This window comes from Psychrobacter maritimus (genome assembly GCF_029953575.1).
GTDB classification, from domain to species: domain Bacteria; phylum Pseudomonadota; class Gammaproteobacteria; order Pseudomonadales; family Moraxellaceae; genus Psychrobacter; species Psychrobacter maritimus.
The window spans coordinates 2,940,937-2,966,545 of sequence record NZ_CP124526.1 but is presented as its reverse complement, the minus strand read 5'-3'; the positions used below and the strand labels follow the sequence as shown (position 1 = coordinate 2,966,545).

Annotated in this window: 10 protein-coding genes, 4 tRNA genes and 6 rRNA genes; 5 read left to right on the top strand and 15 right to left on the bottom strand. The window is 44.4% G+C overall.

Annotated features, from left to right (window positions below):
• Nucleotides 1-123: 123 nt before the first annotated feature.
• Entirely contained in the window at nt 124-855 is a 732-nt protein-coding gene (locus QJS82_RS12645) for a BamJ family beta-barrel-assembly machinery protein (protein WP_281490719.1), read from the bottom strand.
• A 430-nt stretch (nt 856-1,285) separates the two neighbouring features.
• Here QJS82_RS12645 and QJS82_RS12640 point away from each other — a divergent pair, with 430 nt between their 5' ends.
• A complete protein-coding gene (locus QJS82_RS12640) occupies nt 1,286-3,058 on the top strand; it encodes a mechanosensitive ion channel (protein WP_281490718.1) in 1,773 nt (590 codons plus the stop codon).
• A 224-nt stretch (nt 3,059-3,282) separates the two neighbouring features.
• Here the strand turns inward: QJS82_RS12640 and QJS82_RS12635 are convergent, their stop codons facing one another.
• Complete coding sequence (locus QJS82_RS12635) at nt 3,283-4,650, bottom strand: hypothetical protein (protein WP_281490717.1); 1,368 nt, start codon at nt 4,648-4,650, stop codon at nt 3,283-3,285.
• A 265-nt stretch (nt 4,651-4,915) separates the two neighbouring features.
• Here QJS82_RS12635 and budC point away from each other — a divergent pair, with 265 nt between their 5' ends.
• Nucleotides 4,916-5,698 (top strand): meso-2,3-butanediol dehydrogenase, encoded by a 783-nt coding sequence (gene budC, locus QJS82_RS12630; RefSeq protein ID WP_201563939.1) that lies wholly within the window; start codon nt 4,916-4,918, stop codon nt 5,696-5,698.
• Between the two features lie 132 nt (nt 5,699-5,830).
• Here the strand turns inward: budC and QJS82_RS12625 are convergent, their stop codons facing one another.
• Nucleotides 5,831-6,526: a lysophospholipid acyltransferase family protein gene (locus tag QJS82_RS12625; protein ID WP_281490716.1), complete on the bottom strand. Its 696-nt coding sequence runs from the start codon at nt 6,524-6,526 to the stop codon at nt 5,831-5,833.
• Nucleotides 6,527-6,724: 198 nt separating this feature from the next.
• On the opposite strand from QJS82_RS12625, the gene QJS82_RS12620 reads away from it, so the two are divergent.
• Complete coding sequence (locus tag QJS82_RS12620) at nt 6,725-7,606, top strand: IS982 family transposase (RefSeq protein WP_281490715.1); 882 nt, start codon at nt 6,725-6,727, stop codon at nt 7,604-7,606.
• Between the two features lie 77 nt (nt 7,607-7,683).
• On the opposite strand, the gene parE is transcribed toward QJS82_RS12620, so the two are convergent.
• Both parE and QJS82_RS12610 read right to left on the bottom strand, forming a co-directional pair.
• Nucleotides 7,684-9,570: a DNA topoisomerase IV subunit B gene (gene parE, locus QJS82_RS12615; RefSeq protein WP_201620447.1), complete on the bottom strand. Its 1,887-nt coding sequence runs from the start codon at nt 9,568-9,570 to the stop codon at nt 7,684-7,686.
• A gap of 167 nt (nt 9,571-9,737) precedes the next feature.
• Complete coding sequence (locus QJS82_RS12610) at nt 9,738-10,397, bottom strand: YqiA/YcfP family alpha/beta fold hydrolase (protein ID WP_281490714.1); 660 nt, start codon at nt 10,395-10,397, stop codon at nt 9,738-9,740.
• Nucleotides 10,398-10,584: 187 nt separating this feature from the next.
• Between QJS82_RS12610 and QJS82_RS12605 the strand changes: the two genes are divergently transcribed.
• On the top strand, nt 10,585-10,845 hold the full coding sequence (locus tag QJS82_RS12605; protein WP_281490713.1) for a DUF1289 domain-containing protein: 261 nt from the start codon (nt 10,585-10,587) through the stop codon (nt 10,843-10,845).
• 136 nt (nt 10,846-10,981) lie between these two features.
• Here QJS82_RS12605 and rrf (QJS82_RS12600) read toward each other — a convergent pair.
• From rrf (QJS82_RS12600) to QJS82_RS12555, 10 genes are all read right to left on the bottom strand, one after another.
• Nucleotides 10,982-11,096: ribosomal RNA gene (gene rrf / locus QJS82_RS12600) — 5S ribosomal RNA — on the bottom strand.
• 185 nt (nt 11,097-11,281) lie between these two features.
• Nucleotides 11,282-14,144 (bottom strand): 23S ribosomal RNA (locus QJS82_RS12595).
• 357 nt (nt 14,145-14,501) lie between these two features.
• Nucleotides 14,502-14,577: transfer RNA gene (locus QJS82_RS12590), tRNA-Ala, on the bottom strand.
• 8 nt (nt 14,578-14,585) lie between these two features.
• Nucleotides 14,586-14,662 (bottom strand) — tRNA-Ile (locus tag QJS82_RS12585).
• 76 nt (nt 14,663-14,738) lie between these two features.
• A 16S ribosomal RNA gene (locus QJS82_RS12580) occupies nt 14,739-16,277 on the bottom strand.
• Between the two features lie 976 nt (nt 16,278-17,253).
• Nucleotides 17,254-17,368: ribosomal RNA gene (rrf, locus tag QJS82_RS12575) — 5S ribosomal RNA — on the bottom strand.
• A 185-nt stretch (nt 17,369-17,553) separates the two neighbouring features.
• A 23S ribosomal RNA gene (locus QJS82_RS12570) occupies nt 17,554-20,416 on the bottom strand.
• Nucleotides 20,417-20,773: 357 nt separating this feature from the next.
• A tRNA-Ala gene (locus QJS82_RS12565) sits at nt 20,774-20,849 on the bottom strand.
• A gap of 8 nt (nt 20,850-20,857) precedes the next feature.
• Nucleotides 20,858-20,934: transfer RNA gene (locus QJS82_RS12560), tRNA-Ile, on the bottom strand.
• Between the two features lie 76 nt (nt 20,935-21,010).
• Nucleotides 21,011-22,549: ribosomal RNA gene (locus QJS82_RS12555) — 16S ribosomal RNA — on the bottom strand.
• The 16S, 23S and 5S rRNA genes sit together here with 4 tRNA genes alongside, the layout of an rRNA operon.
• 1,118 nt (nt 22,550-23,667) lie before the next feature.
• On the opposite strand from QJS82_RS12555, the gene thrS reads away from it, so the two are divergent.
• Entirely contained in the window at nt 23,668-25,602 is a 1,935-nt protein-coding gene (gene thrS / locus QJS82_RS12550) for a threonine--tRNA ligase (RefSeq protein ID WP_281490712.1), read from the top strand.
• Nucleotides 25,603-25,609: the final 7 nt, after the last annotated feature.

Here is a 25,609-nt window from a genome sequence, read left to right as displayed (position 1 = left end):
TAACTGCCGCGCACGAAAAAGCCCTCATAATGTATGAGGGCTTTTTATTTTTTATAAGCGCTTTCTTATAACCATTTTTTTATAACCACTTTGGGTTAAAACAGTTAAAAGCCTAATAACGCCTTATTTTACTTTTAATAGCTCAACGGTAAAGATAAGCGTGCTGTTTGGCTCGATACCTGCGTTACCCGCTTCGCCATAAGCGATATCAGATGGGATATAGAACTCGTATTTGCCACCTTCTTTCATCAACTGTAGACCTTCCGTCCAGCCAGCGATGACTTGGTTTAGTGGGAATTCGATTGGCTCACCGCGCTCATAAGAGCTATCAAATACCGTACCGTCAATCAATTTACCTTCGTAGTTTACTTCAACCACGTCAGTTGCTTTTGGTGATTTGCCTGTACCAGCGGTCAATACTTTATATTGTAAGCCAGAAGCGGTGGTTTTTACGCCAGCTTTCTTGCCGTTCTCTGCTAAGAATGCCGCACCTTTGGTTTTATTTTCGCCAGCTTTGGTTTCCATATCTTTAACAAACTTCTCTTCTTGTTCTTTTTGATAGGTCATCAATACTTCTTCCATTTGCTCTTGCGTCAATGCTGACTCTTTGCCTTCATAGCCGTCACGGAAGCCTTTTTCAAAAGTATCAAGATTGAGATCGCCGACCGCTTCTTTATTACCTTCTGCCATCATATAACCCAAACTGTAACCCACTTTTTCATTGGCTGGGCTTTTTTCAGTTACTGAAACGCTTTTGCTGGCGGTTTCTTTATTACCATTGCTGGCGTTACAGCCGGTGATTAATAACATCGCACTAGCAAGGGCACTAATGCTTAAGGTAGTAATTTTTTTCATAGAATACTCTCAAATTATAAGGATAGTGGCGAGATGTCACATTCTTCTATCATAACAAATCTTAGTTTTAGGAGCTATGATTCCCGTGAAATTATCGGTCAAATGTACAGTCTATGTTAATATTTGCCGCAAAAATAACAACTTATCACACAACTATAGTAAGCAGTTAAGCTTTCTGTCTTTAAATCCTTCATTACATCAGCTAAGCTAAATTAGTTAAGGTATGAAGTAACAGAACGTAGTTTTTGTTAACAATTGACATAAAGTGTTGATTGTTCTCTGTTTAGAACCGCTTTTTAAATAACTTAAATCAAAAATACTAATAACTAGGTATGTGTTTCCTGCAAATAATCCTGTTTCTATTCGATAGTATATATTTAATAGCGTGGATTATTTGACGGCTGATACATGAACATTCAAGGAGGACAGGATGAATCCAATGTATACATCGTTCAACGGTTATCTGGGTGGCCCTATTGGCTCCATCATCGGCGCTATTCTAATTTTTATCATTGGCTGGCTTGTGGCACTAGGTATCGCCGCCCTTGTACGCGGTGTGCTATCGAAGATTAACCTCAACCAGCGTATGAATTCTTCTACGGGTAAAAGCTACGATTTAGAGGGTATTATCTCAAAAATCGTTTTCTGGTTTATTTTCATCATCGCCATCGCTGGCGCGTTAAGTCAATTAAATCTGAATTCTATCTCAACCCCATTTGCTAATATGGTCAACCAAGTCTTGACCTTTATACCAAATATCATTGCGGCGGTTGCTGTTGGTGTGGTTGGTTGGGTTATTGCCACCGTTGCTCGTACAGCGATTAACGCAGCGTTAGCAAAAACCTCGATGGATGAGCGTTTAAGTGCCAAGGCTGGCGTAAAGCCAATGAGCAGCACCATTGCTGATATGGTTTACTGGTTTATCCTGTTGATTGTATTGACCATGGTACTTGGTCAGTTAGAGCTTGATGGTTTATTTGCACCATTGACCAATATGGTTGATAAAATCTTCAGCTTTATTCCTAATATCCTTATCGCTGGTGTGGTCTTTGTGGTGGGTTATATCATCGCCAAAGTCGTACGCGGCATTGTAACCAACTTAGTTTCTACTTTTGATGTACAGAAGCTCGCAACCAAAGCAGGCCTAAGCGAACAAAACAGCTTGCCTAATATCGCAGGTTCATTAGCATTTTTAGTGGTTATCATTCCAACGATTATTGCAGCTTTAAATGCCTTAAAAATCGATGTGATTGCTCGCCCTGCGACTAATATGCTTAATAAAATTATGGAAGCATTGCCAAATATCTTTATGGCAGCGGCGATTTTAATCGTCACCTTCTATGTCGTACGTATGGTTGCCAACATCATCAAAGGTCTACTTGAAAACACCCAAATTAATCAGTTGCCTGCGAAAGTTGGTTTAGAGCAGACGATGGGCGATAAGAAAATCTCTGACCTAGTGGGTTATGCGATTATCTTCTTTGCGATGTTGTTTGCTGCTATCGCTGCCGCTGATTTACTAGGTTTTGAGCCTATCTCAGCCATCATCACTATGTTTATCGCGTTTGGTGCCAACATCATCCTCGGCGCGGTCATTCTGTTTATTGGCTTTTGGCTTGCCAACATCATCGCTGGTGTCGTTGAGCGCTCTGAGCAAGGTTCACAGTTCTTAGCAAACATCGTCCGTGTATTAATCATGGGCTTAGTATTGGCCATGGGTCTAAAAGCGATGGGTATTGCTGACTCTATTGTTAACCTCGCATTTGGTCTAACCTTAGGTGCGGTTGCGGTAGCGTTTGCTCTATCATTTGGTCTTGGCGGTCAAGAAGCAGCAGCTCGCTTCCTACGCAAGATGCAGGATAAAATGGATAGAGAGCGTGATGAAGCAAAAGCGAAATCTGCTTTGACACCTAACTCGTCAACTCAAGATAAGTTTGCCGCGTCAGTTCGTGAGAATACGCCAAATGCAGCGAGCAACACCACGCCTGCATCAACCGTATCTACGACGCCTGCTGCCACCAGTACGCCAAATAACTTAAGCTCAAATACTGTTACGCCTAGCAACTTAGGCACAAGTAATGACTTAGATTCAAGAAACGATTTGGGTTCTGAACCGGTTGATATTAACCATATCGAAACCGATGACAGTAATATCAACAATAATGGTTTCCCTACTGGCAACGACAATGATAATTTGAAATAACTTATCATTTAGTAATGGATAGTCGTTAACTTAAATAAAAAAGACAGCTTCGGCTGTCTTTTTTATGCTTACTGATTAAGCCTTTATTGAAGATTTTTTATTTGAGTTTTCTGTTATTTAAATTCGTCATCGCATGCTGAAATATTAAACTTTAAGCCTATTTCTACTATAGTAGGATTACTTTGAAATCGATACCAGTCGCACACAGCTATAACGTATCGTTTTTATTTTTGGTTCTGCTGCTGTAAGCGCTGAAGTTGCTTGCTCAGTTGACGCTCGCGCTGGCTCATGGCATCGACCGGCTGTATCCATAAGTCAATATCCATAAAGCTATCTTTATCCTCTGTGATAAAGTCTATTCCAAGCACAATAACGTGGTGCAGCTCAGCTATCGGTAAACGTGTGGCAACGTCTAAAGCAATTTTCGCCAAGCTCGGTTGAATAGCTTTTTTGCTATGCTGTCCTTCTGCATCCTGTCCATAAAATATCAGCACATAGTGCCGACCTAAACGCTCATAGGAATGTTGATGGACGACATAGCCTTGTTGTTGCAGACTTTGCTGCTGCTTTGGATGCCGATATAAAGTACGAACCAGCTCATGGCGCGAAAACAATGATTCATCTAGTATTTGCTGCTGCCAATGAGAAAGCTCTGTTTGTTGCTGCTGTTTTTCTGCTTCTGTAAATGGCTTATTACCCTGCTGCTCCTTACCTTTCTTAGCAATAAACTTTTCACTAACCGTCGTTATCATTTGGCTGCTAAGCTGTGACCATAAAATAGCCGCTTGCTGCATATGCTGCTGATACATCTGGCTAGTAGGACTATGATTTTTTTGTGCAAGCGCCATAGCAATCAGGGCGGCATTGGGCGCATCCTGCATACCATATTTAATCAGCGCATTGTCTATGGCGATAGCTTGGGTAAATAACGTTGAACTGTTTACGAAGTTATTAATCAACGCCTCTTCAGACTCAAAGCTTGGCACATGACTAATAGCGCTCCGTTGCAGCTGCTCTAAGCGATATCTTAAAAATCGCCACAATTCGCATGGGGTATGAAGCGCAGTGAGTATCGATTGCCAGTCGTGCCAGCCAAATATTTGTAACAACTGCCCGTTATCACTCATATCTATAATTAAATCTTCCATAAAATAGCGGGCAGGAAAATCATGTTTTAAGCGTTTATATTTGCCATGCCGATTGTCTCTGTCTGCAACATTGCTTGATTCCTCAATATCACTTTTAAACTGAATATCAAAGACCAACACTTCTATCGTGGACACCATATTGGCTTTTTGCCCAGATAAATAACCTTTATGCCATGCTAATACTGCTTTAATAGCGGTATTACGCACGCTTTCGATATCAGCGGCAGGCATACCCTCAGGTAAATAAACCACCAGCTCTAACAACTGCAATTCACCTAAAGATAACTGGTAAGCCAGTTTTTGAGCCTTATATTGGATTTTATGTGGCGCTTCAAGTGCTTGTATAGCAGGCAATAGCATCTCTAAGTTATCAGTCTGCACATAGCAGGCTAGCTCATTGCCAAGATAAGGCTTATCAGCAATCGCAGTAGTCGAATTTGACACAATTCCAACCTTTTAATATTAAATGTATATGGTGACGTATGACTTGCAACGAATACAATGCATGTTAGCCTAATAATCTTTGCCATTGCTTTTAGCAAAAGATTAAACAACATAAGCGCAATTATACACAGTCGCTTTCGTAGCAGTGAGTTGTTATGATGGCATAAAAGCAATCAAAGTTGCGCGAGCTAATCAAGCACCCTAGCACAGGCTCAAAGATTTTCTCTATATAATCACCATCATATGATAACAAGGACTGAACATCATGAAACGCTTTAAAGAAAAAACCGTTATCGTCACCGGTGCGGGCTCAGGTATTGGTCGCGCGACCGCCATTCGCTTTGCAAATGAAGGCGCAAACGTTGTTTTAGTTGGACGTACCGCTGAAACCTTGCAGGAAACCGCTGAAGCGTTTCCACAGGACCGAACTTGGATTCATACCGACAATTTTTTGACTGTCATCTGTGACATCAGCGTAGAAGCTCAAGTACAAGAAATGATGAAAAGAGTCATCGACAAGTTTGAGAGAATTGACGTTTTGGTGAATAATGCCGGTAAAGCCATACAAGGAAAAATCACCGAGCTGTCTTCTGAAGACTGGGAGTCGGCCATCGATGTGAATTTAAATGGCACGTTTTATGTTTGTCAGGCGGCGATGCCACATCTGATTGCCACCAAAGGCAATATTATCAATGTCTCGTCGCTGTCTGGCATCGGTGGTGACTGGAATATGGCCGCTTATAATGCCGCCAAAGCCGGTATCAGTAATTTAACGCGCACCCTAGCTTTAGACCACGGCGCAGATGGCGTGCGCGTCAATGCCGTCAATCCAAGCGTTACTAAAACCGATATGACCAGCGCCATTCAAGATGATAGCAGCAAAACCGATAAGTTTTTAGACCGCTGCCCACTTGGCCGTCTTGCCGCTCCAGAGGAAGTTGCCGCTGCCATTACCTTTTTGGCGAGCGATGATGCGTCTATGATTACTGGGGTGAACTTGCCCGTTGATGGCGGTGTCAGCGCGTCTAATGGTCAGCCGCATTTCTAAACAGAAATTCAGTTTAGCCTAAATCTTATCACTTTAAGGTTAAAAAGAAGCCCCTGATATTTTGCTATCAGGGGCTTCTTTACTATAGATAATTAGTAATAAGACGATACTTAGTAATAAGAAAGGTAGATTTTAATCAATCTGCTTATTAATATCCTGTAAAGGCTGCGATAAACGCTCAGGATGTCTTGGTATCACGCCCTGATACTGGGCGTAGATTTTTGGCAAATCAGCGTCGATATCACCGCTAGGATAAACCAGCGACATAAAACGTATCTCTTTGGTCTTATAATCCATCGCCACGGGCAAAATTGGCACACCAGCACCTACTGCCAAATAATAAAATCCCGATTTCCAGCTTTCGGTATATTGCCGCGTACCTTCTGGCGCTAAACCCAAAAACAGTGGTTTACCGGTTTTGAATTTATCGATACTCGCTTGCAATACCGAGCCTTTATTACCGCGATCGATAGGAATAACCCCTATCCAATTTAATAGCTGCGCAAATAATGGCACTTTAAACAGCGTATGCTTACCCATAATGCTTATTTTTAAATCTAGGGCAAATAAGCTCGGTATCGCATAAATACCATCGACGTTAGAGGTATGCGGCAGCGCTAAAACCACGGCCTGCGGAATGTTTGGAATCTCACCAACCGTACGCCAGCCCGCGGCCTTTAATAACGCTGATGCGATAATTGGCGCAGCTTTATTACCACGCCTTGGGACCAAATTACCCAAATGTTTTCTGCTTAATGTCGGGAATACTTTTGAGCGCGTAGGCTTAGAAGCAGTTGATTTAGAACGGTTAAATAGCTTTGATGTCATAACGGCACCATGTAATAAAAGATAGCTACATAATAACATTAAGCTTGTGCTGCTTAGCTGAATTTTGCAGGCTTTTATTACCTGATAGCTTACTCAATTATTTATATATACCCCACTCTCAACTTCGAAAGTGATTGAAAAAAGAAGAGCACCTCACTAATCTATTGTTTTCGACCAAGAATACAATGGAGTCATGAGATGCCCATAGACGAATTTATCATCAATATCTATTTAATGGTAGAGCAATATTACAAAACAGTCGTTACTAAACCCTTGCGAGGTGCAGGTTACGCACCAAAGCTGAGTGATCCTGAGGTTATTTGCATGGAGATGGTCGGTGAATTTTTAAACCTTGATCAAGACAAACAGATTTGGCAATACTTTACCCAGCATTGGCAAGCCTGGTTTCCAGCCATCGGCTCATATCCTAACTTCGCAAAGCATTGCGCTAATCTGTGGCAAGTCAAACAGCAGATACAAGATAAAGTCAGTCAAATTGAAGGCCGTGACAACATTCATTTTATGGATGGCTTTCCGATACCCGTCTGTCATTATGGACGCGCTTATCGGCATAAAAACTATCAAGACTTAGCGGCTTTTAGCTACTGTGCCGCTAAGCAAGAGAGGTACTATGGCTTTGAAGGCCATTTGCTTGTTAACTTATCGGGCATGATTAAAGGCTTTACCTTTGCTCCTGCCAATGTTGATGAAAGAGCGGTTGCCCCAGAAATCACCACTCATATTCATGGGCTACTTGGCGCTGATAAAGGGTATATCAGCCCTAGTCTGACATCGTACTACGACGCTCAAGGCGTGGATTTACAAACGCCACTCAGAGCCAACATGAAAGAGGATAGACCCAAACCTGTGGTAAGGCGGCTAATGAAAGCCCGCCGTATCGTTGAAACAGTCATTGGTCAGCTATCAGAACGATTTAATATACAAAGAGTGAGAGCAAGAGATTTATGGCATTTGTCTCATCGATTGATTCGTAAGATTCTGTCACACAATCTGTGCTTTGTACTCAATAAAAAACTTGGTAACCCGCCTCTTCAGTTTGATTTGCTTATTTCAAGTTGAGAGTGGGGTTTATATATATGAACATATATAAATAAAGCCTATAAAATCGACGCCTATTCCTGCTCTCTCATCACTCTTTAGGAAATATCGGCTAAGTTACCTTTGTTCTCAAGCCAAGACTTACGATCTGCCGCGCGCTTTTTAGCCAATAGCATATCCATCACGCTATTGGTCAATACCATATCATCCATATCTAACTGCACTAGACGGCGGGTATCACGGTTCATGGTGGTCTCTCGTAGCTGCTCTGCGCTCATTTCACCCAAGCCTTTGAAACGTGTGATTTGCGCTTTCTTATTGCCCGGTACATTGGCCAAAATATGCGCAAGCTCAGGCTCATCGAGCGCATAATGCACCTCTTTACCGACATCGACACGATATAAAGGCGGCATCGCTACAAATAAATGACCGGCATCTACCAAGGCAGGGAAATGCTTAACAAACAGGGCGCAAATCAGCGTAGCAATATGCAAACCATCAGAGTCCGCATCCGCTAAAATACATACTTTGTCATAGCGCAGCTCAGATAAGTCATCTGACGCTGGATCGACGCCGATAGCAATGGCAATATCATGAATCTCTTGGCTTGATAAAACTGTATCTGATGATACTTCCCACGTATTTAAAATCTTACCACGCAGTGGCAATATCGCCTGATAATGACGATCGCGCGCTTGCTTGGCACTACCACCCGCAGAATCACCCTCCACTAAAAACAGCTCTGCGCCATCACGCAAATCCCCACGACAGTCTGCTAATTTACCCGGCAATGCAGGACCTTGCGTGATTTTCTTACGCGCAACTTTTTTCGCTGATTTTAGACGACGACCTGCTTTATTAATCGCCAACTCGGCAATTTGGGTACCCATATCAGCATGCTGGTTTAGCCACAAGCTAAAGGCATCCTTTGCTAATGTCTGCACCGCACCAGCCGCTTCACGACTTGATAAGCGCTCTTTGGTTTGACCCGAAAATTGTGGCTCAGAAAACTTAAGCGATAGGATATAGTTCACCCCATCCCATACATCTTCTGCCGTCAGCTTGACACTACGTGGCAGTAGATTATGAATATCACAAAACTCGCGTAACGCTTCCAAGATACCGGTGCGTAGACCATTAACGTGCGTACCGCCTTGCGCAGTCGGGATAAGGTTTACATAGCTTTCTTGTACAGGCGTGCCGCCATCGGGCAGCCAAGACAATGCAAAGGTAATACCTGCTCGTTCGCCTGCTTTGGCATTGTAATTATAATAAAACGGTGCTTCAGGTAAGGTCTCTAAACCATCTAGCTGCTCGTTTAAATACTCAACAACACCATCAGTAAACTGCCAAACGACTTTTTCATTATTAATATCATCAACGAACTCAATTGTTAGACCAGCAGCCAACACGGCTTTAGCTTTTAGATTGTGCTTAAGCTGTTTGACGTTAAATTTAGGCGTATCAAAAAAGCTGCCATCGGCCCAAAAATGTACTTTGGTACCGCGCTTACGTTTATTTGAGCTGATGGTTTCGGTTAAAGGTGTGACTGCTGCACCATTCTCGAACGCCATCTCAAACTGCGTACTATCACGCCATACCGTCACTTCTACTCGCGTTGATAGCGCATTGACGACAGAGATGCCTACACCGTGTAAGCCGCCTGAAACTTCATAGTTAGATGTTGAAAACTTACCACCAGCATGCAGACGGGTTAGAATCAGCTCAATACCCGTTTGATTAAATTCGGGATGAATATCGGTTGGCATGCCGCGGCCATCATCTTCGACTGATAAAGAACCATCACTATGCAACTGCACTTTGATAACCTTGGCATAACCCGCCAATGCTTCATCGACTGAGTTATCAATAACTTCTTGCGCCAAATGATTGGGACGGGTGGTATCGGTATACATACCTGGGCGACGACGGACGGGCTCAAGCCCTTCTAAAACTTCTAACGATTGCGCATTATATTGACTCACAAATGCATCCTTAACTATTCATGTGCGATTAATTCTATTCGACCATTATAACGAAAAATAGCGACGGTAACGGTAATAGTCAGTCGCTCACGTCAGATAATGTCGTCTATTTAAGTTGCTTGATATACCAAGTTCTCTATGAGCCTCTATGTCAGATTTATTTGAACTTAGAGCAAATTCCTTAACATCTCAATTACCATTGGCAATTGTGCTCCAAAGTCACTAAACCTGTGATCACCACCGGCTTGCATGGTTACTGTTACTCCCTGTTCTTTATAAAATTGCTTAGACAGTTTGGGATTTAACAGCTCATCGCCATCTTTGATTAATACAGAAATTTTATCAGGATAATTAATAGTGGATAGCTGATGCGCTGCAAACCATTGCAAATCTGCATGAGTAATATCCCACCCACCTGTTGTCGAATGAATAATATGACTGTCTAAATCCTCTTCTTCAACATTATTTTTTGCAGCCGAATCTTCAGCAAAGCGCTGTAATGTCACATGCGGTTGCGTACTAGGATTTAATAGTAGTGCTGGGCAGCCGGTATGATTGCTGATTAAAGTGGAAAAATAACCACCTAATGAGCTACCGACCAATATTGTGTTTGACGATTTAAACTTTCCATCTTCAGCATGATTACCATTGCTATTCAAATTTTCGATTAATAACAATATCTGATTGAAAACTTGATCAGGCGTCTTATTCAAATCAGGTCGCAATATATTGATATCAGAATGATACTGGCGGCAATAATCCTCTAACAACTTGCCTTTAGTAGAGTTCGCATCGCTGTCGAGCCCATGAATATAAATAACGTTCACGTATAATCTCACTTATTAATTTTGTTATGATTGCTATATATGAATAATAAAAACTCAGCATAGCATTACGTTAATAAAGACAGTAACAATAAAACCGCACATTATTATTCATTATATGCGACATAATAGTGTTTTAGAATGAGATTAGGTACATTAAAGGAATAACGAAAATAGCAATGGAGCCGCCATGAATCAGCAGTTTGAGCTGTTCGAGATTGCCAATCCATGCATTGGTGTCTGTCAAAGCAATAAAAAAGGCTATTGCTTTGGCTGCTTACGTAGTCGACCTGAGCGTCAGTTATGGCATGAGATGACGAGTGAGCAGCGCCGTGAGGTGCTACGGCTGGTCTCTGGACGTAAGCTGCGTATCGAGCAGATGAGACAGCGCAAAGGCGAGCAGTTAGGGTTTGATTTTGAAGAAGCGGTCGAGACGGGTGAGCTTTTCTAAAAAAAGCTTATGACAACGCACTACTAGGATACTCACTCTACACTGAGTAAACGAGCGCGAACACCCAATAAACCGCAACCACCCACGAAAGAAAAGCCCCTCAACAATTAAGTTGAGGGGCTTTTCAGGAATAGAGAGCTGACGATGACCTACTCTCACATGGCCGGAGCCACACTACCATTGGCGCGATGATGTTTCACTTCTGAGTTCGGGAAGGGATCAGGTGGTGCCATCATGCTATTGTCGTCAGCAAAGGGGGTTAGATATGAGTCTGATGTTGTTATTATGACTTTAAGTATTATCTTTTAGTCTCATCAACATAAACCTAACTGAATCAAGGTTTAAGGTGATATCGAAATATTCTTTCTTTATTCTAAAGCTTTCGCTTTACAAGATAGATTAATTAGAGCTTTGATACAAACCACTTGGGTGTTGTATGGTCAAGCCAAACGAGCAATTAGTACAGGTTAGCTACACACATCGCTGTGCTTCCACACCCTGCCTATCAACGTCGTAGTCTTCAACGGCTCTTTAGGGAAATCTTATCTTGAGGTGGGCTTCCCGCTTAGATGCTTTCAGCGGTTATCCCATCCGAACGTAGCTACCGGGCAATGCCACTGGCGTGACAACCCGAACACCAGAGGTTCGTCCACTCTGGTCCTCTCGTACTAGGAGCAGATCCTCTCAAATTTCCAACGCCCACGGTAGATAGGGACCGAACTGTCTCACGACGTTCTAAACCCAGCTCGCGTACCTCTTTAAATGGCGAACAGCCATACCCTTAGGACCTGCTTCAGCCCTAGGATGAGATGAGCCGACATCGAGGTGCCAAACACCGCCGTCGATATGAACTCTTGGGCGGTATCAGCCTGTTATCCCCAGAGTACCTTTTATCCGTTGAGCGATGGCCCTTCCATACAGAACCACCGGATCACTAAGACCTACTTTCGTACCTGCTCGACTTGTGGGTCTCGCAGTTAAGCGCGCTTTTGCCTTTATACTCTATGAACGATTTCCGACCGTTCTGAGCGCACCTTCGTACTCCTCCGTTACTCTTTAGGAGGAGACCGCCCCAGTCAAACTACCCACCATACATTGTCCTCGGTATTGTTATACCTGAGTTAGAACCCCAACATGACCAGGGTGGTATTTCAAGATTGGCTCCACCAAGACTAGCGTCTCGGCTTCAAAGCCTCCCACCTATCCTGCACAAGTCAGGTCAAAGTTCAATGTAAAGCTGTAGTAAAGGTTCACGGGGTCTTTCCGTCTAGCCGCGGGTACACAGCATCTTCACTGCGATTTCGATTTCACTGAGTCTCTGCTGGAGACAGCGCTGCCATCATTATGCCATTCGTGCAGGTCGGAACTTACCCGACAAGGAATTTCGCTACCTTAGGACCGTTATAGTTACGGCCGCCGTTTACTGGGGCTTCGATCAAGAGCTTCGCTTACGCTAACCCCATCAATTAACCTTCCAGCACCGGGCAGGCATCACACCCTATACGTCCACTTTCGTGTTTGCAGAGTGCTGTGTTTTTAATAAACAGTTGCAGCAGCCTGGTATCTGCGACTGCCAACAGCTCAAGGAGCAAGTCCTATCACCATCGGCAGCGTACCTTCTCCCGAAGTTACGGTACCATTTTGCCTAGTTCCTTCAGCAGAGTTCTCTCAAGCGCCTTGGTATTCTCTACCTGATCACCTGTGTCGGTTTAGGGTACGATTCGTTTATAACTATTGCTTAGAAGCTTTTCCTGGAAGCATGGTATTTGCCACTTCGCTGTACAAGTACAGCTTGCTATCAGATCTCAGTATAATGACAGTCCGGATTTGCCTAAACTGTCTACCTACATCCTTTCACCTGGACAACCAACGCCAGGCTGACATAACCTACTCCGTCCCTCCATCGCATTATAAACAAGTATCGGAATATTAACCGATTTCCCATCGACTACGCCTTTCGGCCTCGCCTTAGGGGTCGACTCACCCAGCCCCGATTAACGTTGGACTGGAACCCTTGATCTTCCGGCGTGCGAGCTTTTCACTCGCATTATCGTTACTCACGTCAGCATTCGCTCTTGTGATACCTCCAGCATGCTTTACAACACACCTTCACAGGCTTACACAACGCTCCCCTACCACTTGAAAACAAATTCAAATCCGCAGCTTCGGCTCCTAGTTTGAGCCCCGTTACATCTTCCGCGCGGGCCGACTCGACTAGTGAGCTATTACGCTTTCTTTAAAGGATGGCTGCTTCTAAGCCAACCTCCTAGCTGTCTATGCCTTCCCACCTCGTTTCCCACTTAACTAGGAATTTGGGGCCTTAGCTGGCGGTCTGGGTTGTTTCCCTCTCCACAATGGACGTTAGCACCCACTGTGTGTCTCCCGGATATCACTCATCGGTATTCGGAGTTTGCATCGGTTTGGTAAGTCGGTATGACCCCCTAGCCGAAACAGTGCTCTACCCCCAATGGTGTTCGTCCGAGGCGCTACCTAAATAGCTTTCGGGGAGAACCAGCTATCACCGAGTTTGATTAGCCTTTCACCCCTATCCACAAGTCATCCCCTGGCTTTTCAACGACAGTGGGTTCGGTCCTCCGGTGCCTGTTACGGCACTTTCAACCTGCTCATGGATAGATCACTCGGTTTCGGGTCTATGCCCTGCAACTAATTCGCCCTATTAAGACTCGGTTTCCCTACGGCTCCCCTAAACGGTTAACCTTGCTACAGAACATAAGTCGCTGACCCATTATACAAAAGGTACGCGGTCACCCTAATAAATTAAGGCTCCCACTGCTTGTACGCACACGGTTTCAGGTTCTATTTCACTCCCCTCACAGGGGTTCTTTTCGCCTTTCCCTCACGGTACTGGTTCACTATCGGTCAGTCAGGAGTATTTAGCCTTGGAGGATGGTCCCCCCATCTTCAAACAGGATTTCTCGTGCCCCGCTCTACTTAATATGTTAACTCTAATGTTTCGAATACAGGACTATCACCTACTACGGTCAGCTTTCCCACGCTGTTCTTCTACATTAGAATTAATCGGCTTCTCCCCGTTCGCTCGCCGCTACTAGGGGAATCTCATTTGATGTCTATTCCTAAGGGTACTGAGATGTTTCACTTCCCCTCGTTCGCTTCTTGTACAAGTACAAGATACCTACCTTATGGTAAGTGGGTTTCCCCATTCAGAAATCTCCGGATCACAGGATATTGCCGCCTCCCCGAAGCTTATCGCAGGCTGTCACGTCTTTCATCGCCTCTGACTGCCAAGGCATCCACCATGTGCGCTTCATTACTTGACCATACAACCCCAAGTAGTCTCGACTTTAAATAAGTCTTAACTTCTAAGTGTTATAAAGTCTAATTATGATAACGATATCACCTATGTTTATACGCTTGATTCAGTTCTCTTTACTTTTTTAATAACTCACTACTGGGATAACAACTGATGTCGTTAAGTAGTGAGTTATTAAGGTTAGGAACAACGCGTGAACACGTGTTCCTAACCCAGACTCATATCTATGTTTTTAAATAGTTCTTACGCTCTCGTCGAGTCATAAGTTCTGTATAAAACAGAAAGAAGTAATCTTATACAAATCACTTGTTTCTGTTGAATACCTATTGTATTTATTGGCATTTAAAGCTTACTGCGTTTATAGTGGTGGAGCCAAACGGAGTCGAACCGTTGACCTCCTGCGTGCAAGGCAGGCGCTCTACCAACTGAGCTATGGCCCCATGTAAAATGGTGGGTCTAAGTGGACTTGAACCACTGACCCCCGCGTTATCAACACGGTGCTCTAACCAGCTGAGCTACAGACCCAATTACGCTTGTTATAAACGTAAGCTTAAACTAAAGAACAACTTGTTGTGAATTCTTGCTGACCGAATGCCATCTATAAGGAGGTGATCCAGCCGCAGGTTCCCCTACGGCTACCTTGTTACGACTTCACCCCAGTCATCAACCACACCGTGGTGAACGCCTTCCTTACGGTTAGGCTATCCACTTCTGGTGCAATCAACTCCCATGGTGTGACGGGCGGTGTGTACAAGGCCCGGGAACGTATTCACCGCGGCATTCTGATCCGCGATTACTAGCGATTCCTACTTCATGGAGTCGAGTTGCAGACTCCAATCTGGACTACGATAGGCTTTTTGAGATTCGCATCACATCGCTGTGTAGCTGCCCTCTGTACCTACCATTGTAGCACGTGTGTAGCCCTGGTCGTAAGGGCCATGATGACTTGACGTCGTCCCCGCCTTCCTCCAGTTTGTCACTGGCAGTATCCTTAGAGTTCCCGGCTTAACCCGCTGGTAACTAAGGACAAGGGTTGCGCTCGTTGCGGGACTTAACCCAACATCTCACGACACGAGCTGACGACAGCCATGCAGCACCTGTATTCTAATTCCCGAAGGCACTCCCGCATCTCTGCAGGATTCTAGATATGTCAAGACCAGGTAAGGTTCTTCGCGTTGCATCGAATTAAACCACATGCTCCACCGCTTGTGCGGGCCCCCGTCAATTCATTTGAGTTTTAACCTTGCGGCCGTACTCCCCAGGCGGTCTACTTATTGCGTTAGCTGCGTCACTAAGTCCTCAAGGGACCCAACGACTAGTAGACATCGTTTACGGCGTGGACTACCAGGGTATCTAATCCTGTTTGCTACCCACGCTTTCGAACCTCAGTGTCAATATGATGCCAGAAGGCTGCCTTCGCCATCGGTATTCCTCCAGATCTCTACGCATTTCACCGCTACACCTGGAATTCTACCTTCCTCTCACCTATTCTAGCCTAACAGTATCAGATGCAGTTCCCAGGTTAAGCCCGGGGATTTCACATCTGACTTATCAAGCCACCTACGCTCGCTTTACGCCCAGTAATTCCGATTAACGCTTGCACCCTCTGTATTACCGCGGCTGCTGGCACAGAGTTAGCCGGTGCTTATTCTGCAGCTAATGTCATCGTCCATGGGTATTAACCATGGAGTCTTCTTCACTGCTTAAAGTGCTTTACAACCAAAAGGCCTTCTTCACACACGCGGCATGGCTGGATCAGGGTTGCCCCCATTGTCCAATATTCCCCACTGCTGCCTCCCGTAGGAGTCCGGGCCGTGTCTCAGTCCCGGTGTGGCTGATCATCCTCTCAGACCAGCTACAGATCGTCGCCATGGTAGGCCTTTACCCCACCATCTAGCTAATCCGACTTAGGCTCATCTAATAGCGAGAGCAACAAGTTGCCCCCTTTCTCCCGTAGGTCGTATGCGGTATTAATTCGAGTTTCCCCGAGCTATCCCCCACTACTAGGTAGATTCCTAAGTATTACTCACCCGTCCGCCGCTCGACGCCTGATAGCAAGCTATCATCGTTTCCGCTCGACTTGCATGTGTTAAGCCTGCCGCCAGCGTTCAATCTGAGCCATGATCAAACTCTTCAGTTTAATCTTGCTATGAAGCTCTTTAAAGAAGCTTCTAAACTTGGCTCATCTAATCTGGCAAAATCGCTAAAAATTATGTTCGTAATGAATTAACTTTGAGTTTTTCTGCTGTCTTAAATGATAATTTTTATAGTTAATAATCTTTCCGAAAAGAAAAGATAGTCAACTTTATTTTTTAGCATTCTGAATCAGCAAAAATCCACACAAGTTGTTCTTTAGTTATGCTTTTAAATAGTGTCACGCTACTGTCGTCCAGTAGATGATTATATAGGGTATTTCTCTTTGCTATTCAGTCTAAGTTAATAACTTATCCTATCTAGCGAGCCGACTATCATATCATAATGATTTGGTTTGTCAAGCTTTTTTATAATTTGTTTCAATAAGTTATCTGGGTTTGTTATATGTAATTCACATATAAGTCATTCCAGTTCGTCTTAATGAGGTGCGTATTATAGACGTTTAAATCAGTAAGTCAAGAAGTAAATTATTTTATTTAGTTTAAAGTTTCTATCTACACTACCAAGGTAGTTGATTGAAACTGTAAACTATCGGCTGATTGGTGAATAGCTTAGTTAATAACTGGCTACTATAATAAGTGGTGAACCACTTCCCAAATCATCCTTCCCTTTCGACTGGGTGGCATTATACGCGCTTTGAGATGGGGGTCAAGCTAATATCAGCCTTTATTTTATATATATTACAACTCATTGAAATACCTGGCTTTAAATAAGCAGAACAAAGTACTTCTATTTTAGGAATATACCATAAAGATATTATTTGATTAGGATGCAAGGCCATCAAGCTCGTTATATATGGAATAATGATAGATAGAACCAGCCTCTTTTAAAACAAAACCTCTAATTATGGGCTTAATACTCACTCTACAGTGGATGATAAGCGCGAACACCCAATAAACCGCAACCACCCACGAAAGAAAAGCCCCTCAACAATTAAGTTGAGGGGCTTTTCAGGAATAGAGAGCTGACGATGACCTACTCTCACATGGCCGGAGCCACACTACCATTGGCGCGATGATGTTTCACTTCTGAGTTCGGGAAGGGATCAGGTGGTGCCATCATGCTATTGTCGTCAGCAAAGGGGGTTAGATATGAGTCTGATGTTGTTATTATGACTTTAAGTATTATCTTTTAGTCTCATCAACATAAACCTAACTGAATCAAGGTTTAAGGTGATATCGAAATATTCTTTCTTTATTCTAAAGCTTTCGCTTTACAAGATAGATTAATTAGAGCTTTGATACAAACCACTTGGGTGTTGTATGGTCAAGCCAAACGAGCAATTAGTACAGGTTAGCTACACACATCGCTGTGCTTCCACACCCTGCCTATCAACGTCGTAGTCTTCAACGGCTCTTTAGGGAAATCTTATCTTGAGGTGGGCTTCCCGCTTAGATGCTTTCAGCGGTTATCCCATCCGAACGTAGCTACCGGGCAATGCCACTGGCGTGACAACCCGAACACCAGAGGTTCGTCCACTCTGGTCCTCTCGTACTAGGAGCAGATCCTCTCAAATTTCCAACGCCCACGGTAGATAGGGACCGAACTGTCTCACGACGTTCTAAACCCAGCTCGCGTACCTCTTTAAATGGCGAACAGCCATACCCTTAGGACCTGCTTCAGCCCTAGGATGAGATGAGCCGACATCGAGGTGCCAAACACCGCCGTCGATATGAACTCTTGGGCGGTATCAGCCTGTTATCCCCAGAGTACCTTTTATCCGTTGAGCGATGGCCCTTCCATACAGAACCACCGGATCACTAAGACCTACTTTCGTACCTGCTCGACTTGTGGGTCTCGCAGTTAAGCGCGCTTTTGCCTTTATACTCTATGAACGATTTCCGACCGTTCTGAGCGCACCTTCGTACTCCTCCGTTACTCTTTAGGAGGAGACCGCCCCAGTCAAACTACCCACCATACATTGTCCTCGGTATTGTTATACCTGAGTTAGAACCCCAACATGACCAGGGTGGTATTTCAAGATTGGCTCCACCAAGACTAGCGTCTCGGCTTCAAAGCCTCCCACCTATCCTGCACAAGTCAGGTCAAAGTTCAATGTAAAGCTGTAGTAAAGGTTCACGGGGTCTTTCCGTCTAGCCGCGGGTACACAGCATCTTCACTGCGATTTCGATTTCACTGAGTCTCTGCTGGAGACAGCGCTGCCATCATTATGCCATTCGTGCAGGTCGGAACTTACCCGACAAGGAATTTCGCTACCTTAGGACCGTTATAGTTACGGCCGCCGTTTACTGGGGCTTCGATCAAGAGCTTCGCTTACGCTAACCCCATCAATTAACCTTCCAGCACCGGGCAGGCATCACACCCTATACGTCCACTTTCGTGTTTGCAGAGTGCTGTGTTTTTAATAAACAGTTGCAGCAGCCTGGTATCTGCGACTGCCAACAGCTCAAGGAGCAAGTCCTATCACCATCGGCAGCGTACCTTCTCCCGAAGTTACGGTACCATTTTGCCTAGTTCCTTCAGCAGAGTTCTCTCAAGCGCCTTGGTATTCTCTACCTGATCACCTGTGTCGGTTTAGGGTACGATTCGTTTATAACTATTGCTTAGAAGCTTTTCCTGGAAGCATGGTATTTGCCACTTCGCTGTACAAGTACAGCTTGCTATCAGATCTCAGTATAATGACAGTCCGGATTTGCCTAAACTGTCTACCTACATCCTTTCACCTGGACAACCAACGCCAGGCTGACATAACCTACTCCGTCCCTCCATCGCATTATAAACAAGTATCGGAATATTAACCGATTTCCCATCGACTACGCCTTTCGGCCTCGCCTTAGGGGTCGACTCACCCAGCCCCGATTAACGTTGGACTGGAACCCTTGATCTTCCGGCGTGCGAGCTTTTCACTCGCATTATCGTTACTCACGTCAGCATTCGCTCTTGTGATACCTCCAGCATGCTTTACAACACACCTTCACAGGCTTACACAACGCTCCCCTACCACTTGAAAACAAATTCAAATCCGCAGCTTCGGCTCCTAGTTTGAGCCCCGTTACATCTTCCGCGCGGGCCGACTCGACTAGTGAGCTATTACGCTTTCTTTAAAGGATGGCTGCTTCTAAGCCAACCTCCTAGCTGTCTATGCCTTCCCACCTCGTTTCCCACTTAACTAGGAATTTGGGGCCTTAGCTGGCGGTCTGGGTTGTTTCCCTCTCCACAATGGACGTTAGCACCCACTGTGTGTCTCCCGGATATCACTCATCGGTATTCGGAGTTTGCATCGGTTTGGTAAGTCGGTATGACCCCCTAGCCGAAACAGTGCTCTACCCCCAATGGTGTTCGTCCGAGGCGCTACCTAAATAGCTTTCGGGGAGAACCAGCTATCACCGAGTTTGATTAGCCTTTCACCCCTATCCACAAGTCATCCCCTGGCTTTTCAACGACAGTGGGTTCGGTCCTCCGGTGCCTGTTACGGCACTTTCAACCTGCTCATGGATAGATCACTCGGTTTCGGGTCTATGCCCTGCAACTAATTCGCCCTATTAAGACTCGGTTTCCCTACGGCTCCCCTAAACGGTTAACCTTGCTACAGAACATAAGTCGCTGACCCATTATACAAAAGGTACGCGGTCACCCTAATAAATTAAGGCTCCCACTGCTTGTACGCACACGGTTTCAGGTTCTATTTCACTCCCCTCACAGGGGTTCTTTTCGCCTTTCCCTCACGGTACTGGTTCACTATCGGTCAGTCAGGAGTATTTAGCCTTGGAGGATGGTCCCCCCATCTTCAAACAGGATTTCTCGTGCCCCGCTCTACTTAATATGTTAACTCTAATGTTTCGAATACAGGACTATCACCTACTACGGTCAGCTTTCCCACGCTGTTCTTCTACATTAGAATTAATCGGCTTCTCCCCGTTCGCTCGCCGCTACTAGGGGAATCTCATTTGATGTCTATTCCTAAGGGTACTGAGATGTTTCACTTCCCCTCGTTCGCTTCTTGTACAAGTACAAGATACCTACCTTATGGTAAGTGGGTTTCCCCATTCAGAAATCTCCGGATCACAGGATATTGCCGCCTCCCCGAAGCTTATCGCAGGCTGTCACGTCTTTCATCGCCTCTGACTGCCAAGGCATCCACCATGTGCGCTTCATTACTTGACCATACAACCCCAAGTAGTCTCGACTTTAAATAAGTCTTAACTTCTAAGTGTTATAAAGTCTAATTATGATAACGATATCACCTATGTTTATACGCTTGATTCAGTTCTCTTTACTTTTTTAATAACTCACTACTGGGATAACAACTGATGTCGTTAAGTAGTGAGTTATTAAGGTTAGGAACAACGCGTGAACACGTGTTCCTAACCCAGACTCATATCTATGTTTTTAAATAGTTCTTACGCTCTCGTCGAGTCATAAGTTCTGTATAAAACAGAAAGAAGTAATCTTATACAAATCACTTGTTTCTGTTGAATACCTATTGTATTTATTGGCATTTAAAGCTTACTGCGTTTATAGTGGTGGAGCCAAACGGAGTCGAACCGTTGACCTCCTGCGTGCAAGGCAGGCGCTCTACCAACTGAGCTATGGCCCCATGTAAAATGGTGGGTCTAAGTGGACTTGAACCACTGACCCCCGCGTTATCAACACGGTGCTCTAACCAGCTGAGCTACAGACCCAATTACGCTTGTTATAAACGTAAGCTTAAACTAAAGAACAACTTGTTGTGAATTCTTGCTGACCGAATGCCATCTATAAGGAGGTGATCCAGCCGCAGGTTCCCCTACGGCTACCTTGTTACGACTTCACCCCAGTCATCAACCACACCGTGGTGAACGCCTTCCTTACGGTTAGGCTATCCACTTCTGGTGCAATCAACTCCCATGGTGTGACGGGCGGTGTGTACAAGGCCCGGGAACGTATTCACCGCGGCATTCTGATCCGCGATTACTAGCGATTCCTACTTCATGGAGTCGAGTTGCAGACTCCAATCTGGACTACGATAGGCTTTTTGAGATTCGCATCACATCGCTGTGTAGCTGCCCTCTGTACCTACCATTGTAGCACGTGTGTAGCCCTGGTCGTAAGGGCCATGATGACTTGACGTCGTCCCCGCCTTCCTCCAGTTTGTCACTGGCAGTATCCTTAGAGTTCCCGGCTTAACCCGCTGGTAACTAAGGACAAGGGTTGCGCTCGTTGCGGGACTTAACCCAACATCTCACGACACGAGCTGACGACAGCCATGCAGCACCTGTATTCTAATTCCCGAAGGCACTCCCGCATCTCTGCAGGATTCTAGATATGTCAAGACCAGGTAAGGTTCTTCGCGTTGCATCGAATTAAACCACATGCTCCACCGCTTGTGCGGGCCCCCGTCAATTCATTTGAGTTTTAACCTTGCGGCCGTACTCCCCAGGCGGTCTACTTATTGCGTTAGCTGCGTCACTAAGTCCTCAAGGGACCCAACGACTAGTAGACATCGTTTACGGCGTGGACTACCAGGGTATCTAATCCTGTTTGCTACCCACGCTTTCGAACCTCAGTGTCAATATGATGCCAGAAGGCTGCCTTCGCCATCGGTATTCCTCCAGATCTCTACGCATTTCACCGCTACACCTGGAATTCTACCTTCCTCTCACCTATTCTAGCCTAACAGTATCAGATGCAGTTCCCAGGTTAAGCCCGGGGATTTCACATCTGACTTATCAAGCCACCTACGCTCGCTTTACGCCCAGTAATTCCGATTAACGCTTGCACCCTCTGTATTACCGCGGCTGCTGGCACAGAGTTAGCCGGTGCTTATTCTGCAGCTAATGTCATCGTCCATGGGTATTAACCATGGAGTCTTCTTCACTGCTTAAAGTGCTTTACAACCAAAAGGCCTTCTTCACACACGCGGCATGGCTGGATCAGGGTTGCCCCCATTGTCCAATATTCCCCACTGCTGCCTCCCGTAGGAGTCCGGGCCGTGTCTCAGTCCCGGTGTGGCTGATCATCCTCTCAGACCAGCTACAGATCGTCGCCATGGTAGGCCTTTACCCCACCATCTAGCTAATCCGACTTAGGCTCATCTAATAGCGAGAGCAACAAGTTGCCCCCTTTCTCCCGTAGGTCGTATGCGGTATTAATTCGAGTTTCCCCGAGCTATCCCCCACTACTAGGTAGATTCCTAAGTATTACTCACCCGTCCGCCGCTCGACGCCTGATAGCAAGCTATCATCGTTTCCGCTCGACTTGCATGTGTTAAGCCTGCCGCCAGCGTTCAATCTGAGCCATGATCAAACTCTTCAGTTTAATCTTGCTATGAAGCTCTTTAAAGAAGCTTCTAAACTTGGCTCATCTAATCTGGCAAAATCGCTAAAAATTATGTTCGTAATGAATTAACTTTGAGTTTTTCTGCTGTCTTAAATGATAATTTTTATAGTTAATAATCTTTCCGAAAAGAAAAGATAGTCAACTTTATTTTTTAGCATTCTGAATCAGCAAAAATCCACACAAGTTGTTCTTTAGTTATGCTTTTAAATAGTGTCACGCTACTGTCGTCCAGTAGATGATTATATAGGGTATTTCTCTTTGCTATTCAGTCTAAGTTAATAACTTATCCTATCTAGCGAGCCGACTATCATATCATAATGATTTGGTTTGTCAAGCTTTTTTATAATTTGTTTCAATAAGTTATCTGGGTTTGTTATATGTAATTTACATATAAGTCGTTCCAGTTCGTCTTAATGAGGTGCGTATTATAGACGGTTTGAGCTGGGTGTCAACTGCTTTTCGATAGATTTCTTAATTAATTTTAGAAGATAATAAACAAGTCATATCTTTCAATAACTTAGAGTAAAACCATTTATCAAAACATTAAGATTCTATTCTATAAACCGTCTTTGGCGTCTGCTTTTTACTGCTTTTTCAATTCAATCTGCCATTTAAAAACTGCATGTCAATTTATTATACCTATAAATATAGGTTTTAGTGCGATTATTAATCGATATTAATGATGTCTATATTCATCTCTATTGATATTAGTCCTAAGTGCACTTATATAACTCACTTATATGCATTCATATATAGCAACTGGATATAGAAGCTGAGCTAACCCCTACTATCTAGTGTTGATAGACAGTTTTTGCTATAATAGCTGCTTTTATGACATTACTGCATAGCATGTCTGCTTACCTTTATCAGAAGGGTACTTATTTGACATCATAGTAAGTTAATTATCAGATGACTTAATAATTATCACACTATATATGATGCTATATAAGTCTAAGCACAGTGCTTCCAGTGAATGCCTATTTCTTATAACATATCCAACATATCAAAGCGGTTAGATATAATTGACGCAGTCTTACGGTTATATGATTGATGGTTGCAATCATCACTGCCAACGGACGCAAAAAGGTGAATAGATTATGGTAGCGATTACTTTACCCGATGGTAGCGTAAAAAACTTCGAAGGCAATACCACCGTCATGGAAGTGGCGCAAAGTATTGGGGCAGGATTGGCGAAAGCGACGGTCGCTGGACGTGTAGATGGTCAGTTAGTCGATGCGCACGATCTTATCGCCCATGATGCCAAAGTTGAAATCGTGACGCCAAAAGACGCTGACGGTGTCGATATCATTCGCCACTCGGCTGCCCACTTATTAGGTCATGCGGTTAAGCAGCTATATCCTGATGTAAAAATGGTCATCGGTCCTGTAATCGAAGATGGCTTTTATTATGACATCTATAGTGAGACACCATTTACCCCTGAGCACATGGAAAAAATTGAAAAACGCATGATGGAGCTGATTAAGCAAGATTATGACGTTATCAAAAAAATCACGCCACGTGATGAAGTGATTAAGATTTTTGAAGAGCGCGGCGAAGACTATAAGCTTAAGCTGATTAATGATATGCCGGGCGAAGAAGCTTTCGGTCTATATCATCATCAAGAATATGTCGATATGTGCCGTGGTCCACACGTGCCAAACACGCGCTTCTTAAAAGTATTTAAACTGACCAAAATGTCAGGTGCTTATTGGCGCGGCGATGCTAAAAATGAACAGCTACAACGTATTTATGGTACGGCGTGGGCGGATAAAAAAGATTTAAAAGCCTATATCCAACGTATTGAAGAAGCCGAAAAACGCGACCATCGTAAAATTGGTAAAGCGTTAAATCTGTTCCATATGCAAGAGCAAGCGCCGGGTATGGTGTTTTGGCATGCCAATGGTTGGACGATTTATCAGGTACTTGAGCAATATATGCGTAAAGTACAAAATGATAATGGCTATGAAGAGATTAAAACGCCGCAAATCGTCGATCGCAGCTTGTGGGAACGCTCAGGACATTGGGGCAACTATGCGACCAATATGTTTACCACCTCGAGTGAAAACCGCGATTATGCGGTAAAACCGATGAACTGCCCGTGTCACGTGCAAGTCTTTAACCAAGGTTTAAAGTCTTACCGTGAATTGCCGCTACGTATGGCAGAATTTGGCTCATGCCATCGTAATGAGCCATCAGGCTCATTGCATGGTTTGATGCGCGTGCGCGGATTTACCCAAGATGATGCGCATATCTTTTGTACGCAAGCGCAAATTCAGCAAGAAGTGGCGGACTTTATTAAGCTGACCCTTGCCGTTTATGAAGATTTTGGTTTTGATAATATTATTATGAAGCTCTCGACCCGTCCTGAAAAACGTGTTGGTAGCGATGAGTCTTGGGACTTTGCCGAAAAAGCTTTGGCAGATGCACTAGATAGTTCGGGTCTTGATTGGGAATATCTACCCGGTGAAGGCGCGTTCTATGGTCCGAAGATTGAGTTTAGTCTGAAAGACAGTTTAGGTCGCGTCTGGCAGTGCGGTACGATTCAGGTTGATCCAAATATGCCTGAGCGCCTTGATGCCGAATTCGTCAACGAGCAGAACGAGCGCGAAACCCCAATTATGTTGCACCGTGCAATTCTAGGTTCGTTTGAGCGCTTTATCGGTATCTTGATCGAAAACTACGCCGGTTGGATGCCAGTATGGTTAGCACCGCAGCAAGTAGCGGTGATGAATATCACTGATAAACAGGCGGATGCTTGTGAAAATGTGGTCAGTCAGCTGAAAAATGCGGGTTTACGAGCCACTAGCGACTTGCGTAACGAAAAGATTGGATTTAAGATACGAGAGAAAACATTAGAACGCGTTCCCTATATGCTAGTATTAGGGGATAAAGAAGTCGAATCGGGCAGTGTCAATGTCCGTACTCGCGAAGGTGAAAACCTTGGCGTGATGAGCGTTGCAGAATTTATTACATTAGTACAGACTGCTGTTGGTAAAAAAGGCCGACAGACCCCAAAAACAGATGAGGAGTAATACCTAT